The organism is Pseudomonas sp. ASL7 (genome assembly GCF_056680375.1).
This window is the reverse complement of record NZ_CM155279.1, coordinates 5,536,885-5,552,208: the sequence shown is the minus strand read 5'-3', so window position 1 is coordinate 5,552,208 and position 15,324 is coordinate 5,536,885. Positions and strand designations below refer to the sequence as shown.

The window sequence follows — 15,324 nt, the reverse complement described above, 5'->3', positions numbered from 1 at the left end:
ACATTATTGATTTCGAGATCTGTAGCAGCTGGCGAAGCCTGCGTTCGGCTGCGCAGCAGTCGTGAAATCAGGCGACGCGGTGTTTCAGGAAGACCTCGCGCTCAGGTTTTACGACTGCTGCGCAGCCGAACGCAGGCTTCGCCAGCTGCTACCAAAAGCGTGCTTCACATGAGATTTTTTAACTGACTGGCATTAGGCATGTCCGGGTTTTTTATTGCCTGACGCTCAGCACATTATTGATTTCGAGATCTGTAGCAGCTGGCGAAGCCTGCGTTCGGCTGCGCAGCAGTCGTGAAATCAGGCGACGCGGTGTTTCAGGAAGACCTCTCGCTCAGGTTTTACGACTGCTGCGCAGCCGAACGCAGGCTTCGCCAGCTGCTACCAAAAGCGTGCTTCACCTGAGATTTTTTAACTGACTGGCATTAGGCATGTCCGGGTTTTTTATTGCCTGAGATTCAGCACGTTATTGATTTCGAGCCTTGGCCTGGGCAGCCTTGACGGCACGCAACCGGCGAACTTCTTTCGGATCGGCCAGCAATGGCCGGTAAATCTCGATGCGATCCCCCGCCCGCACCAGTCGCTCGTCTGGATCAACGATCACTTTGCCGAAGATTCCTACCGGACAATCAGCCAGATTCAGTTCTGGAAACTCCCTGGCCATCCCCGATTTCAACAAAGCCGCCCGCACAGTCGTGCCTGCGGGCACCTTCACACAGAGAAGCACCTGACGATCAACGGCCGCATACACCACCTCAACCTCGATCATGAGCTCAACCATGCATCTGCTTGGCGCGCTGGCAGAACGCATCGACCAACGTATTAGCCGCCTGATTGAACAACGGCCCCAAGGTCGCGCGAACAATCGGCCCGGCGTAATCGAATGACAGGTCCAGACTGATCTTGCAGGCCTTATCGGTTAATGCCTTGAACACCCAGATGCCATGCAACTGAGTGAACGGGCCCTCCTCGAGATTCATCTCGATTGATTGCCCGGGCACCAAAATATTACGGGTCACAAAGTGCTGACTAAGGCCTCCCTTGGCCACACCCACGCTGGCGCGCATGTGCTCGGGCGAGCTTTCCAGCACTTCGGCGGCAGAGCACCACGGTAGAAACTCCGGATAACGTGCCACGTCGTTGACCAGGTCATACAGCGCTTGTGCCGGGTACGGCAGCAAGGCCGAACGTTGAATGTGTGTCGTCATGTCAGCGTCACTTCCACAGCTGGGCGGCAAACACTACGAGAATGCCGATGGGCGCCACATAGCGCATCAAGAACAAGGACAGGGCGAATAGCACCGGGCTACGGATCGACAACTCGTCGCGCACCGTTTCACGGCCCATCACCCAGCCTGCAAACACCACGAAACACAAACCACCGAGTGGCAACATGATCCGCGAAGTAAAGAAATCAATGACCCCAAAGAAGTCCAGGCCACCGGCCGCGCCCCACTGGTAGAGATGAAACATCCCACCGTCGTTCACGAAAAATTTGGCCTGCTTCCAGATATTGAAGGAAAACACCGTGCCCAGACCGACAAACCAGCAGGTAAACGCCAGCCAGAAGGTCACCCAGGCGCGGCTGACGTTCGTCCGTTCAACCAGGTAAGCCACCATTGGCTCAAGCAAGGAAATCGCTGAACTCCAGGCCGCAATCGCCACCAATACGAAGAACACTACGCCCATCAGCTGGCCGAACGCTACGTTACCAAAGGCAAATGGCAGGCTGACAAACATCAGGCCAGGGCCTTCGCTCGGGTTCAAGCCAGCGGCGAACACAATCGGAAATAATGCCAGGCCGGCCACCAGGGAAACGAAGGTATCGAGCAACGCCACACCAACGATGGTGCCGGAAATCGATGAATGCTTTGGCATGTAGGCGCCGTAGATCATGATCGAGCCGACCCCTACGCTCAGGGAGAAAAACGCGTGCCCCATCGCGGGCAGTAAACCGTCGAGTACTTTTTCCGGGTGGAAGTCGAACATGAAATGCACGCCCTCCATGAAGTGGCCGGTGGTCATGCTGTAGCCGAGCAGAACAATCACCATCACAAACAGCAGCGGCATCATGATCCGCAAGCTGCGCTCCAGGCCGGCGACCACACCCTTGGCGATCACGGCCGCGGACAGCAGCATAAATATTGTGTGCCAAAGTGTCAGGCGCCAGGGATCGGCGATCACATGACCGAAGTACGCGCCGACCTGATCGGCCGTCACACCCTGGAAGTCACCGCGCCCCATATCGATGATGTAATCCAGCGACCAGCCTCCGACCACACTGTAGAAAGACAGAATCAGCAACGCCGTGATCATCCCGGCAAAGGCGCCCCAGGACCATTTCGCCGAATGCCCCGCTTCCAGCGCCAGCACCTTCAAGGCATTGGCCGGGCTCTGGCGGGCGCGGCGGCCGATCAGGGTTTCTGCAAGCATGACGGGCACACCGATCAGCGCGATACAGACCAGAAACATCAGTACAAACGCGCCACCGCCATAGACGCCGACCATGTACGGGAACTTCCATATGCTACCCAGCCCCACGGCCGAACCGGTGGCGGCGAGTATGAAGACCCAGCGGCTAGCCCAACTGCCGTGGACTGAAACCTTGTCTGTCGACATCCTTAACACGCCCAAGCATTCAAAAAAGAGGCCGCATTGTCCGGGATTCAATCAACCTGCTCAAGCACGCAGCATCACCGTAGCCGACTCGCTTGCAACTCCCTATAATGCCGCCCCTATGGCTAAACAGAAGAAACACCCAACAGGGACCATCGCGCAAAATAAAAAGGCGCGACACGATTACTTCATCGAACATCGGTTCGAGGCTGGTCTGGTCCTGGCCGGCTGGGAAGTAAAAAGTCTGCGGGCAAGCAAGCTACAACTGGTTGACAGTTATGTGCTGCTCAAGGATGGCGAAGCCTGGCTGCTCGGCAGCCACATTACGCCCCTGATGACGGCCAGCACCCACGTCATCGCCGACCCGACCCGCACCCGAAAATTGCTGCTCAACCGGCGCGAGCTGGAAAAGCTGGCCGCTGCCGTGCAGCAAAAAGGTTACGCCTGCGTGTGCCTGTCCTGGTATTGGAGCAAGCACATGGTCAAGTGCGAGATCGCTCTGGGCAAGGGCAAGAAGGAATACGACAAGCGTGATACCGAACGCGAACGCGACGCCGGTCGCGAATTGCAGCGTGCGGTCCGGAACAAGGGCAAGGAAGATTAATCGTCTTTCTACCTGAGACCGCTATCGTCGGATCGCCGCCCGGAGCCGGCTCGCTCCCACATTGATTTTGTAAACACCCGATCAAATGTGGGAGCGAGCCTGCTCGCGAAGGCGATCGCACTTTCACCACAAAACCCACTGACTACATCCCCTTGCGTCGCTCCGCCCGAGCCATGCGCTGTACTTCTTGCCGCACCTCTTCGAGCACTTCCTGCACATACAAGATGTGTCGGCTGGAGACTTCCCGCGCCTGTTCCGCCCTGCCTTCGATAATGGCCGTGTACAACTCCCGGTGCTGAGTAATCAGCATGTCGCGGGTTTCGGTGCGCTGCTTGTACATGCCGCCAATGTTGGTCACCACGTTACGCTTGAGTAGATCGAACAGCCCGCGAATGGTGTGCAATAACACCGCGTTGTGACTGGCCTCGGCGATAGCCAGGTGAAATTTCGCATCCGCCGCGCCCTCTTCCGCGCGACTGACTTCATCGTGACGTGTGTAGCAGTCCTGCAATTCGTTGAAGGCCGTGGTGAGCCGCTCGCGATCAACATCCGTCGCACGCAATGCCGCGTAGTAGGCGCATGACGCTTCCAGGGTATGGCGAAACTCCAACAGATCGCGCTGAGCCTCGGGATTGCTTTCCAGCAGGTGCAACAGCGGATCGCTAAAGGTCGACCCCAGCGACTCCACCACATAATTCCCGCCGCCCTGACGACTGACCAACAGCCCTTTGGCCGCCAGTTTCTGAATCGCTTCACGCAACGAAGGGCGTGACACGCCGAACTGCTCAGCCAGCGCGCGCTCGGCCGGCAAGCGCTCGCCAGCCTTCAGTGTGCCTTCGAGGATCATCCCCTCAAGTTGCTCGACAATATCGTCAGACAAACGGCGCTGACGAATCTGATCAAACCCCATAACTCATTTCTCCAAGGTCCCGACGGCTCGCCGGGGCCTCTATTCTGGCCCATAGACGCTGCGCCAGCACCTACTCAGGCGGTATTTGATCGAGCGGTCCGCAGGATCCACGCACCGTGTATTCGACAAAAGTTTTAGGGCGGCAAATTGACACACCACCTAGAAGGCTTTTACCCTAGCCAACAGCGATTGTAAATTGGTATTACCAATTAACCAAGCACGCTGACAGTGCCTGACCAACAACAATTAGGGGCCACCCCATATGCAAACCTGGCAACAGCTCTATACCCCGCTCGGCAGTCTCGGCGTGTCCGCGCTCGCGGCCGTTATCCCCATCGTATTTTTCTTCCTGGCATTGGCCGTGTTCCGCCTCAAAGGCCATGTGGCCGGCAGCATCACGCTCGCCCTGTCCATTGCGGTGGCCATCTTTGCCTTCCAGATGCCGGTCGACATGGCTTTCGCGGCCGCCGGGTATGGCTTCGCCTACGGTTTGTGGCCGATTGCCTGGATCATCGTGGCGGCCGTATTCCTCTACAAATTGACGGTCAAGAGCGGCCAGTTCGAAGTGATCCGCAGCTCCGTGCTATCGATCACCGACGACCAGCGCCTGCAAGTGTTGCTGATCGGCTTCTGCTTCGGTGCGTTTCTTGAAGGTGCAGCCGGTTTCGGCGCACCGGTAGCGATTACCGCCGCACTGCTTGTAGGACTGGGCTTTAACCCGTTGTACGCCGCAGGTCTGTGCCTGATCGCCAACACCGCGCCGGTCGCCTTCGGCGCCTTGGGGATTCCGATCATTGTTGCCGGGCAAGTCACCGGCATCGACGCGTTCAAGATTGGCGCCATGACCGGTCGTCAACTGCCGCTGTTGTCGCTGTTCGTGCCGTTCTGGCTGGTGTTCATGATGGACGGCATGCGTGGCGTGCGGGAAACCTGGCCAGCCGCATTGGTGGCTGGCTTGAGCTTTGCCGTCACCCAATACTTCACCTCTAACTTCATTGGCCCGGAACTGCCGGACATCACCTCGGCGCTCGTCAGCCTGATTTCCCTGACACTGTTCCTGAAAGTCTGGCAGCCAAAACGTGCCGCCGGTCAACACATCGCCGGCGCAGTCTCGGCTTCCGTGGTCACCGCCAGCGTCGGCGGTTTCGGCCAAAAGCGCACAACAGTGGCTTCGCCCTACAGCCTCCTGGAAATTTTCAAAGCCTGGTCGCCGTTCCTGATCCTCACCGTATTGGTCACCCTTTGGACCCTGAAACCGTTCAAGGCAATGTTTGCCGCTGGCGGTTCGATGTACAGCTGGGTGTTCAACTTCGCGATCCCGCACCTGGATCAAATGGTGATCAAGGTCGCACCGATCGTGACCGCTCCGACCGCCATTCCGGCGGTGTTCAAATTTGATCCGATTTCCGCGACCGGCACGGCTATTTTCTTCTCCGCGCTGATCTCGATGCTGGTACTGAAGATCAACATCAAAACTGGTCTGACCACTTTGCGAGAGACCTTCTACGAGCTGCGCTGGCCCATTCTGTCCATCGGCATGGTGTTGGCTTTCGCCTTCGTCACCAATTACTCGGGCATGTCATCAACCATGGCGTTGGTATTGGCCGGCACTGGCGCGGCATTCCCGTTCTTCTCGCCGTTCCTTGGCTGGTTGGGCGTATTCCTGACCGGTTCCGATACGTCGTCCAACGCGCTGTTCAGTTCATTGCAAGCGACCACCGCGCACCAGATCGGCGTCAACGATGTGTTGCTCGTAGCGGCGAACACCAGCGGCGGCGTGACCGGCAAGATGATCTCGCCCCAATCGATCGCTGTGGCCTGCGCCGCGACCGGGCTGGTGGGCAAGGAGTCGGATCTGTTCCGTTTCACCCTCAAGCACAGCCTGTTTTTTGCAACGATTGTCGGCCTGATCACCCTGGCTCAGGCCTACTGGTTCACCGGCATGCTGGTGCACTAAAAACGACAGACAGCACGGAAAAAACCGACGCCGGACCACGATTCCGGCGTCAGCTATTCACAACCCGGTCTGTAAGGCTGCTGAAAGATTTCCTCTCTATATTCAGCAGCCTCAACAGACGGATAACCGGGATCACCCGGAGACACGCCTGATGAGCGAGCTTTTTTACAACGCCGTGCCGAATGCGACCCGTGTCGCCCCGCCACTGCCCGAGCCTCGGCAATACCCCCGCGAGAAACCGTCACGGGTCTACCTGTTCGGAACCTGCGTGGTGGATTTGTTCTACCCGGAAGCCGGGATGGACGCGATTCACTTGCTGGAGCGCGAAGGCATCCGTGTCGAGTACCCGCAAGGGCAAAGTTGCTGCGGACAACCGGCCTACACCTCGGGTTACACCGAGCAAGCCCGAACCGTCGCGCGCTCGCAATTGGCACTGTTTGCCGGGGATTATCCAGTGGTGGTGCCATCGGGATCGTGTGCCGGGATGTTGCGCGAACACTACGCCGACTTGTTCAAGGATGAGCCGCAAACGTTGAAACAAGTCCAGGCACTTGCCGCCCGGACTTATGAACTGGCCGAGTTTCTGTTGTTTGTCTGCAAGGTGCAGCTCAAGGATAGCGGCGCACCGGTGAAAGTGGCGTTGCATACGTCGTGTTCGGCGCGCCGCGAAATGAACACCCACCTGCACGGTCGTGAGTTGTTGGCGCAGTTGAGCAACGTGGAGCGAGTGGATCACAGCCACGAAAGTGAATGCTGTGGCTTCGGCGGGACTTTCAGCGTCCGTATGCCAGACATTTCCGGCGCGATGGTGGCTGACAAGACCCGGTCGCTGAAGGAGTCCGGCGCGCACAAGGTACTCAGTGCCGATTGCGGTTGCCTGATGAACATCAACGGCTCGCTGGAAAAACAGAAGGAAGCGTTACGCGGCCAGCACCTGGCCAGCTTCCTTTGGCAGCGAACCGGAGGTGCTCAATGAGCATGCCGGAGCTGATTCCGACCGTTGCGGTGTCGGAAGATTTTCGCACCCGCGCTCACGAGGCGTTGGGTGACGCGCAACTGCGAAACAACTTTCGCACGGCGATGGATTCACTGATGACAAAACGGGCAGCGTCCTTCAGCGATGCCCACGAAAGAGAACATTTGCGAGCACTGGGCAATGCTGTCCGCGCTCGTGCGTTATCCAAGTTGCCCGATCTGCTCGAGCAACTTGAACAGAACCTGACCCGCAACGGTGTGACAGTGCACTGGGCGGAAACGGTGGACGAGGCCAATGGCATCGTCCTCTCGATCATCCGCGCTCACGAGGGGCGGCAAGTGATCAAGGGCAAATCGATGGTCAGCGAAGAAATGGAGATGAATCATTTCCTCGCTGAACAGGGCATTGAATGCCTGGAATCGGACATGGGCGAGTACATCGTCCAGCTCGACCACGAGAAGCCTTCACACATTATTATGCCGGCGATCCACAAGAATGCCGGTCAGGTCGCGTCCTTGTTCCACGACAAACTTGGCGTGGAATACACCAAGGACGTTGACCAACTCATTCAGATCGGTCGCAAGGTCTTGCGACAGAAATTCTTCGAAGCGGACATCGGCGTCTCCGGCGTCAACTTCGCCGTGGCCGAAACCGGCACCCTGCTGCTGGTGGAAAACGAAGGCAACGGCCGCATGACCACCACCGTGCCACCCGTGCACATCGCCGTCACCGGCATCGAAAAAGTCGTGGAAAACCTGCGGGACGTGGTACCGCTGCTGTCGCTGCTGACCCGCTCGGCCCTCGGCCAGCCGATCACCACCTACGTCAACATGATCTCTGGCCCGCGCAAGGCGCATGAACTCGACGGCCCTCAGGAAGTGCACCTGGTATTGCTCGACAACGGTCGCAGCCAGGCCTTTGCCGACAGCGAATTACGCCAGACCCTGAACTGCATCCGCTGCGGCGCCTGTATGAATCATTGCCCGGTCTACACTCGAATCGGCGGCCACGCCTATGGGGAGGTTTATCCTGGGCCTATCGGAAAAATCATCACCCCACACATGGTTGGCCTGGCGAAAGTCCCGGACCATCCGAGTGCCTCGTCATTGTGCGGAGCCTGCGGTGAAGTGTGTCCGGTAAAAATCCCGATCCCTGCCTTGCTGCGTCGCCTACGGGAAGAGAACGTCAAAGCCCCGGACAGCCCTCACCAAGTCATGCGCGGCCAGGGCAGTAAGTATTCGCGTAAAGAACGCTTTATCTGGAACGCCTGGGCGAAGCTCAACAGCTCACCGACGCTGTATCGGCTGTTCGGTTTCTTCGCCACCCGCCTGCGCGCCCTCGCGCCGAGCAACGTCGGCCCGTGGACGCAAAACCACAGCGCACCGAAACCCGCTGTCCGCTCATTGCATGACATGGCCCGCGAGCATCTGGCCAAACAGGGAGATCGTTGATGAGCGCCAAGCAAAACATCCTCGGCAAATTGCGCAAAAGTCTGACGGGCACCACACCGGTGCCCGACGAATTCAACGTCGAACTGGTGACACAGCCTTACACCTACACACCGGAACAACGCATCCCGCAACTGCGCAAGCTGATGGAAGCGGTGCACACCGAAATCCATCTGACATCCGGCGAAGGCTGGCCCGAGCTACTGGCGCAATTGCTGCGGGACCGCCAATTGCCGAGTCTGTTGATCGCACCGACTACGCCTCACGGTCAACGTGTCACTCAGCACTGGGCGAAAAATCCTGGCCTGCCTGCACTCCAGGCCTACGACCGTCCGGTTGAAGCGTGGAAAGCCGAATTGTTTAACGACACCCCGGCCAGCCTGACGACTACCCTAGGTGCAATCGCTGCGACGGGCAGTCTGATTCTGTGGCCGACACGGGAAGAACCGCGCTTGATGAGCCTGGTGCCACCGGTGCACTTCGCCCTGCTCAAGGCCAGCGAAATCCGCGACAACTTCTATCAGGTCCAGCAGGAATTTGAATGGGCTCAAGGCATGCCGACCAATGCCTTGCTGGTGTCCGGCCCATCGAAAACCGCAGACATCGAGCAAGTCCTGGCTTACGGCGCCCATGGTCCGAAAGACCTGGTGGTACTGATCCTGGAGGACCAATGACTTTACCGGCGACTTTCCTGCGTGATGCACAAAAGCTGATTCCCCCGCAGCGACGTTTCGACGATCCGCTGTCGACGTTGGCGTTCGGCACCGACGCCAGTTTCTATCGGCTGATTCCGAAACTGGTGATCCGCGTCGAGTCCGAAGATGAAGTGGTGGCGCTGCTCGAACTGGCGCAGCGGGATCAGGTGCCGGTGACCTTCCGTGCCGCCGGCACCAGCCTGTCCGGCCAAGCCATCAGCGACTCGGTACTGATCGTCCTTGGGGATAACTGGAACGGTCGCGAGATCCGTGGCCAGGGCACACAAATTCGCCTGCAACCGGGCGTGATCGGTGCTCAGGCCAACGCGTGGCTGGCACCGTTTGGACGCAAGATCGGTCCCGATCCGGCCTCGATCAACGCCTGCAAAATCGGCGGTATCGTCGCCAACAATGCCAGCGGCATGTGCTGCGGCACGGCGCAAAATACCTATCACACGCTGGCCGGCATCCGTCTGGTACTGGCCGACGGCAGCCGCCTCGATACCGAAGATGCGGCGAATGTTGCGGCGTTCCGTGAGAGCCACGCTGTGTTGCTGGGACGTCTGGCAACGTTGGGCCGCGAGACCCGCGCCAACTCCGAATTGGCTGCGAAGATTCGCCACAAATACCGTCTGAAAAACACCACAGGCCTGTCGCTCAACGCGCTGGTGGATTTCGATGAGCCTGTGGATATTTTGAGCCACTTGCTCGTAGGCTCCGAAGGCACTCTCGGTTTCATCAGCGCGGTGACCTACGACACGGTGATCGACCACCCGAACAAGGCGTCGGCACTGATCGTATTCCCGGACGTGGAAACCTGCTGCAACGCGGTCACCGTGCTGAAAAACCAACCGGTGTCGGCCGTGGAGTTGCTGGACCGTCGCAGCCTGCGTTCGGTGCAGGAAAAACCGGGCATGCCGGCTTTCGTACAGCACTTGTCGAACACGGCCTGCGCCCTGCTGATTGAATCCCGCGCGGCATCCTCCACATTGCTGCACGAACAACTGGCGCAAATCATGGCGTCGCTGACTGCGTTTCCCGTGGAGAAACAAGTCGATTTCACCGAAGACCCGGTCGAAAACGCTCGGCTCTGGGCGATCCGCAAGGACACCTTCCCCGCCGTCGGCGCTGTGCGCAAAACCGGCACCACAGTGATCATCGAAGACGTGACCTTCCCGGTGGAACAACTGGCCATCGGCGTGAATCGTCTGATCGAACTGTTCGACAAACATCACTACGACGAAGCCATCCTTTTCGGACACGCCCTGGAAGGCAATCTGCACTTCGTCTTCACTCAAGGCTTCAATAACCCGGAGGAAGTCGCACGCTATCAGGCGTTCATGGACGACGTGGCACAATTGGTGGCAGTGGAATTCGGCGGTTCGCTGAAGGCTGAACACGGTACCGGCCGCAACATGGCGCCCTTCGTCGAACTGGAATGGGGCAGCGATGCTTACCAGTTGATGTGGCAGCTCAAACGCCTACTCGACCCCAACGGCATACTCAACCCCGACGTGGTGCTCAGCAACGACCCGCAGATCCACCTCAAGCACCTGAAACCGTTGCCGGCCGCCGATGAAATTGTCGATAAGTGCATCGAGTGCGGTTTCTGCGAGCCGGTCTGTCCGTCGAAAGGACTGACCCTGAGCCCGCGCCAGCGCATCGTGATCTGGCGCGATATTCAGGCGAAGAAGCGCGCAGGCGTGGACACCACCGAACTCGAAGCCGCTTACGAATACCAGGGCATCGATACCTGCGCCGCCACCGGCCTCTGTGCGCAACGTTGTCCTGTAGGCATCAACACTGGCGAACTGGTGAAAAAGCTCCGCCGTCGTCAGGCGACTCATACGAAAACGGCCAATTGGCTGGAAGGTCATTTCGCTACCGCGCTGCAAGGTGCGCGCTTCACCTTGCACGTGGCCAATGGCGCACGGATGCTGCTGGGAGCACCACGCCTGGCGAAACTCTCGGCAACGCTGACGCGCTTGTCCAACGGTCAGGTCCCGCAATGGACCAACGCCATGCCACAACCGGAAAAAGCCATTCGCTTTAGCCCGACCGAGTCGGACCATCGTCCTCGTGTGGTGTACCTCGCGGCCTGCGTGTCGCGGGTGATGGGGCCGGCGGCGGGTGATAAAGAGCAGATGTCGCTGTACGACAAAACCCGCGGGCTGCTGGAAAAGGCCGGTTACCAGGTAGTCTTTCCGGACAATCAGGACAGCCTCTGCTGCGGCCAGCCCTTCGCCTCCAAGGGCTACACCGAACAGGCCGAGCACAAGCGCCAGGAACTGATCGGCGCGTTGCTGCACGCCAGTCGCGGCGGACTCGACCCGATTTACTGCGACACCAGCCCCTGCACCTTGCGACTGGTCCAGGACCTGGGCGACGTTCGACTGGACCTGTACGACCCGGTGCGCTTCATCCGTACACATTTGATGGATCGGCTGGATTTTACGCCGCAGGAAGCGCCGATCGCGGTGCACGTCACCTGTAGCACTCAACACCTGGGCGAGAGCCAGGCGCTGATCGATCTGGCGCGCAAGTGCAGCAAAACCGTGGTCATCCCAGAAGGAATTCACTGCTGCGGGTTTGCCGGTGACAAGGGTTTCACCACGCCGCAATTGAATGCTCACGCCCTGAGAACGCTCAAGGACGCGGTTCAGCAGTGCAGCGAGGGGATTTCGACCAGTCGCACCTGCGAGATTGGGCTGACGCAACACGGCGGAATTGACTACCACGGGCTAGTCTATCTGGTGGACCGCGTTACAAAGGCCAGGGTGACCTGAGCGCCAGACCTCAAGGAAGGTGTATTAAGTCGCCTTTCTAATGGTTCTTGCCGGAATCGACAGGGTTGCCGTAGAAAAACAGAACCCTGACGTGTCGCCGCAGTCCACTGATCAACCCCGCAAACGTGGGGTCTCTCAAAACTCGGCAGCCCGTCCTGATGGTCAGCGATGCCTAGTCCCTCAGCTCAAGGAGATACACATGAAACGTTCTGTACTGTTTGGCCTGTTCGTTACTGCCTCATTGCTGGCCTCCCCTTCGTTTGCCGCCGAAAAAGACCTGTGCGCAGTCAATCTGCAAACCATCGAAAACGCCAGGGCACAGATCCCTCAGGAAGCGATTGACCAGATAGATGCCTCCGTCATGCAAGCCAAAGCCGACCAGGCAAAAAACACCAAGGAAGGTACTCAAGCTTGTATCGACGAGACCGCCCAAACCATCCAGGACCTCAAGAACGCGGGTAAAGGCGGGAAGTAACTCAGCTTATGGCCAACCTTCGGGTTGGCCTTCTGAGCCTTGTTGGCGAAATCGCTCCACCTAATACGAATCAAAACAAAACCCGCCAATTGCGGGTTTTGTTGCATCTGGGGTTTGGTAATGCGTGAACCGCCCGCGTCGCTCTGAAAAAGCTCGACACCATGCCCAAATCTGCGGAAGGCGCGAGCGGTGCGGCGACTCCGACTTCCTCTTGAAGAGGCCACCAGAGAAAAGGGGCAATTACGCCTAATGCCGATCAGCTAAGCCGTAACGCGATCTGTAGCAGCTGGCGAAGCCTGCGTTCGGCTGCGCAGCAGTCGTAAAACCTGAACGCGAGGTCTTCCTGAAATACCGCGCCGCCTGATTTTACGACTGCTGCGCAGCCGAACGCAGGCTTCGTCAGCTGCTACCAAGAGCGTGTTTCGCCTAAGATTTTCTTAATTGAATGGCATACGTAATTGCGCCTCTTTCTAGTGCAATCGCTACTATCAAACAGTTTTTTCATAGCCATTCTGAAAAAACCGAACTACTGCGCAGCGACGTAGTCATTTAGGTAGGCCCCATCAATCGTGGCTTATTTTTCGGACTCGGCCGAGCCGCCCGTTCACAGGGCAGCACCGAGACCATCAGCTCAAGGATATATCCATGAAACGTACCGCACTCGCTGGTCTGTTCATTTCTGCTGCGATGTTGGCCTCTCCTGTATTTGCTGCGGACAACAACCTTTGTACGAGCAAGCTGCAAGAGCTCAAAGGCAAAATGAACTCACTACCGGCGACCTCCGCAAGCGCCATAATGGAGATCAAAAGACTGATCTCCAGCGCTGAAGCTTCACAAGCCTCCGGGGACAACAAAAAATGCGTCAACGACGCCACCCAGGGATTGGCACTCGCTGACCAACAGAGCAACCAATCCAACCCATAATCTGTGGTGGCCAACCTTCGGGTTGGCCTTCTCACGCGTGTTGGCGTACACTGCACAGGCTTGTTGCTCACTTTGATTCACAGAGCAATGGGCTCGGGGCCGTTTAGGATTCGACGCCGGTTGCGAAACTTTAGGTGCATGCCGAGTTGGTAACAGAACTCGTAAATCCACTGTTGCAACTACTTATAGTTGCCAATGACGAAAACTACGGCCAGGAATTCGCTATCGCTGCGTAAGCAGCCTTAGACCTGAGCTTCTGGTACCTTCGGGTCCAGCAATCATCCGGGGATGTCTGTAAACCCAAAGTGATTGTCATATAGAACAGAATCGCCGTGCAGTACGTTGTGGACGAAGCGGCTAAAACTTACACAACTCGCCCAAAGCACCCTGCCCTTCGGGTCGCTGAGGGTTAACTTAATAGAAACGGCTACGCATGTAGTACCGACAGCGGAGTACTGGCGGACGGGGGTTCAAATCCCCCCGGCTCCACCACTTCAACATCTAAAGACGTCCACGGACGTCTTTTTTTGTGCCTGATAACCAGTAAATACGGGGCTTTCAGCTCCACCAGCGTCCACGGACATCCATGAGCAGCCACGCTTTCTGGCATTCCTAATGGCATTCCAAGCCCATAAGTGCTAATTTTTGGAATGCCAAATCCAATCCTGGAATGCCAATGTGCGCACAAGCTACTCGCCTGTCTGAGCTTAAAATCAAATCTGCCAAGCCTTCTGAAAAGGACTACGTCCTGTTTGACGGCGGCGGACTTCAAATGCGAGTGAGAAGTAATGGCTCTAAGCTATGGAACTTCAACTATCGACACCCCGTGACGAAGAAGCGGATCAACATGGGCTTAGGTACCTTCCCTGAAGTCTCGTTAGCGCAGGCACGAAAGGGCTCCATTGCCGCGAGGGAAGTACTTGCCCAAGGCCTCGATCCTAAAGAGCAACGAGATGCAGTGCTGCAAGCAAAGCAAGCTGAAACTGAGCACACATTTCAGAATGTCGCGACGTCCTGGTATGAACTGAAGAAGGATGCAGTGACACCAGCTTATGCCGAGGACATCTGGCGCTCGTTGACGTTGCACGTTTTTCCGGATTTGGGCACCACACCGGTCTCAGCCATCAGCGCACCACAAGTCATCAACCTGCTTCGGCCGCTCGAAACCAAAGGCAGTCTTGAAACAGTTAAACGGCTGTCACAGCGACTCAACGAGATCATGACGTATGGGGTCAACTCGGGACTGATTCATGCGAACCCGCTCAGTGGGATTCGCTCGGTCTTCAAGAAGCCGAAAAAGAAAAACATGCCGGCGCTTGCTCCCGATGAGCTGAAGGAACTCATGGTGGCAATTGCCAATGCCAGCATAAAAAGGACTACGCGCTGCCTTATCGAATGGCAGCTCAACACCATGACCCGTCCAGCTGAGGCAGCCACCACACGCTGGGCGGACATCGACTTCGAGAAGAAGATCTGGACGATTCCTGCTGAGCGCATGAAGAAACGCCGTATACATATCGTGCCGCTCACAGATCAAGCACTGGCACTGCTGGAGGCAATCAAACCCTACAGCGGACACAGAGAGTATGTATTTCCTGCAGACCGGGACCCTCGAACCCATTGCAACAGCCAGACCGCCAACATGGCGCTAAAGCGCATGGGCTTCGAAGGTCGGTTGGTAAGCCATGGGATGCGCTCAATGGCTAGCACTATTCTCAACGAACACGGCTGTGATCCTGAGTTGATTGAAGTAGCGCTCGCCCACGTGGACAACAACGAAGTGCGAAGCGCTTACAACCGAGCGGAATACATCGAACGCAGACGGCCGATGATGGCTTGGTGGAGCGCGCACATTCAGGAAGCTGCTACCGGTAACCTCTCTGTGTCAGCCATGACAGAAAGCCGAGACAGGAAAGTAGTTTCGATACGCTGATCC

The 15,324-nt window shown here is 57.6% G+C and carries 13 protein-coding genes and 1 other RNA gene; 10 read left to right on the top strand and 4 right to left on the bottom strand.

The features are described from left to right. Nucleotides 1-463: 463 nt before the first annotated feature. Genes AC1MDT_RS25620 through AC1MDT_RS25610 form a run of 3 tightly spaced genes read right to left on the bottom strand, consistent with a single transcriptional unit; the run spans nt 464 to nt 2,616 of the window. Complete coding sequence (locus AC1MDT_RS25620; RefSeq protein ID WP_480419523.1) at nt 464-778, bottom strand: RnfH family protein; 315 nt, start codon at nt 776-778, stop codon at nt 464-466. Further along, nucleotides 771-1,205 (bottom strand): type II toxin-antitoxin system RatA family toxin, encoded by a 435-nt coding sequence (locus tag AC1MDT_RS25615; protein ID WP_201114951.1) that lies wholly within the window; start codon nt 1,203-1,205, stop codon nt 771-773. The genes AC1MDT_RS25620 and AC1MDT_RS25615 overlap by 8 nt, the downstream gene beginning before the upstream one ends. Before the next feature lie 7 nt (nt 1,206-1,212). Continuing rightward, nucleotides 1,213-2,616, bottom strand: a complete 1,404-nt coding sequence (locus tag AC1MDT_RS25610; protein WP_480419522.1) for a sodium-dependent transporter — start codon at nt 2,614-2,616, stop codon at nt 1,213-1,215. A gap of 118 nt (nt 2,617-2,734) precedes the next feature. On the opposite strand from AC1MDT_RS25610, the gene smpB reads away from it, so the two are divergent. Continuing rightward, nucleotides 2,735-3,217 (top strand): SsrA-binding protein SmpB, encoded by a 483-nt coding sequence (smpB, locus tag AC1MDT_RS25605; protein WP_028623113.1) that lies wholly within the window; start codon nt 2,735-2,737, stop codon nt 3,215-3,217. Nucleotides 3,218-3,359: 142 nt separating this feature from the next. Here the strand turns inward: smpB and AC1MDT_RS25600 are convergent, their stop codons facing one another. Continuing rightward, the gene (locus AC1MDT_RS25600; protein WP_480419521.1) at nt 3,360-4,127 is read right to left on the bottom strand and encodes a GntR family transcriptional regulator; all 768 of its coding nucleotides are present in this window, start codon (nt 4,125-4,127) and stop codon (nt 3,360-3,362) included. A 262-nt stretch (nt 4,128-4,389) separates the two neighbouring features. Here AC1MDT_RS25600 and AC1MDT_RS25595 point away from each other — a divergent pair, with 262 nt between their 5' ends. The 9 genes from AC1MDT_RS25595 (at nt 4,390) to AC1MDT_RS25555 (ending at nt 15,321) form a co-directional block, all read left to right on the top strand. Next, a complete protein-coding gene (locus AC1MDT_RS25595) occupies nt 4,390-6,084 on the top strand; it encodes a lactate permease LctP family transporter (RefSeq protein ID WP_480419520.1) in 1,695 nt (564 codons plus the stop codon). A gap of 151 nt (nt 6,085-6,235) precedes the next feature. Continuing rightward, nucleotides 6,236-7,060: a (Fe-S)-binding protein gene (locus AC1MDT_RS25590; protein WP_480419519.1), complete on the top strand. Its 825-nt coding sequence runs from the start codon at nt 6,236-6,238 to the stop codon at nt 7,058-7,060. Beyond that, nucleotides 7,057-8,511 (top strand): LutB/LldF family L-lactate oxidation iron-sulfur protein, encoded by a 1,455-nt coding sequence (locus AC1MDT_RS25585; protein WP_480419518.1) that lies wholly within the window; start codon nt 7,057-7,059, stop codon nt 8,509-8,511. The genes AC1MDT_RS25590 and AC1MDT_RS25585 overlap by 4 nt, the downstream gene beginning before the upstream one ends. Then, entirely contained in the window at nt 8,511-9,182 is a 672-nt protein-coding gene (locus AC1MDT_RS25580; protein ID WP_480419517.1) for a LutC/YkgG family protein, read from the top strand. Before AC1MDT_RS25585 ends, AC1MDT_RS25580 begins: the two co-directional genes overlap by 1 nt. Next, the gene (locus tag AC1MDT_RS25575; protein ID WP_480419515.1) at nt 9,179-11,989 is read left to right on the top strand and encodes an FAD-binding and (Fe-S)-binding domain-containing protein; all 2,811 of its coding nucleotides are present in this window, start codon (nt 9,179-9,181) and stop codon (nt 11,987-11,989) included. Before AC1MDT_RS25580 ends, AC1MDT_RS25575 begins: the two co-directional genes overlap by 4 nt. Nucleotides 11,990-12,188: 199 nt before the next feature. Continuing rightward, nucleotides 12,189-12,464, top strand: a complete 276-nt coding sequence (locus AC1MDT_RS25570; protein WP_480419514.1) for a hypothetical protein — start codon at nt 12,189-12,191, stop codon at nt 12,462-12,464. Between the two features lie 645 nt (nt 12,465-13,109). Next, nucleotides 13,110-13,388 carry a hypothetical protein gene (locus tag AC1MDT_RS25565; protein WP_480419513.1) on the top strand — a complete coding sequence of 93 codons (279 nt, stop codon included), beginning with the start codon at nt 13,110-13,112 and terminating at the stop codon, nt 13,386-13,388. 95 nt (nt 13,389-13,483) lie between these two features. Next, nucleotides 13,484-13,880: a transfer-messenger RNA gene (gene ssrA / locus AC1MDT_RS25560) on the top strand. A gap of 184 nt (nt 13,881-14,064) precedes the next feature. Continuing rightward, nucleotides 14,065-15,321, top strand: coding sequence for an integrase domain-containing protein (locus AC1MDT_RS25555; RefSeq protein WP_480419512.1), 1,257 nt, complete (start codon nt 14,065-14,067; stop codon nt 15,319-15,321). Nucleotides 15,322-15,324 lie beyond the last annotated feature (3 nt).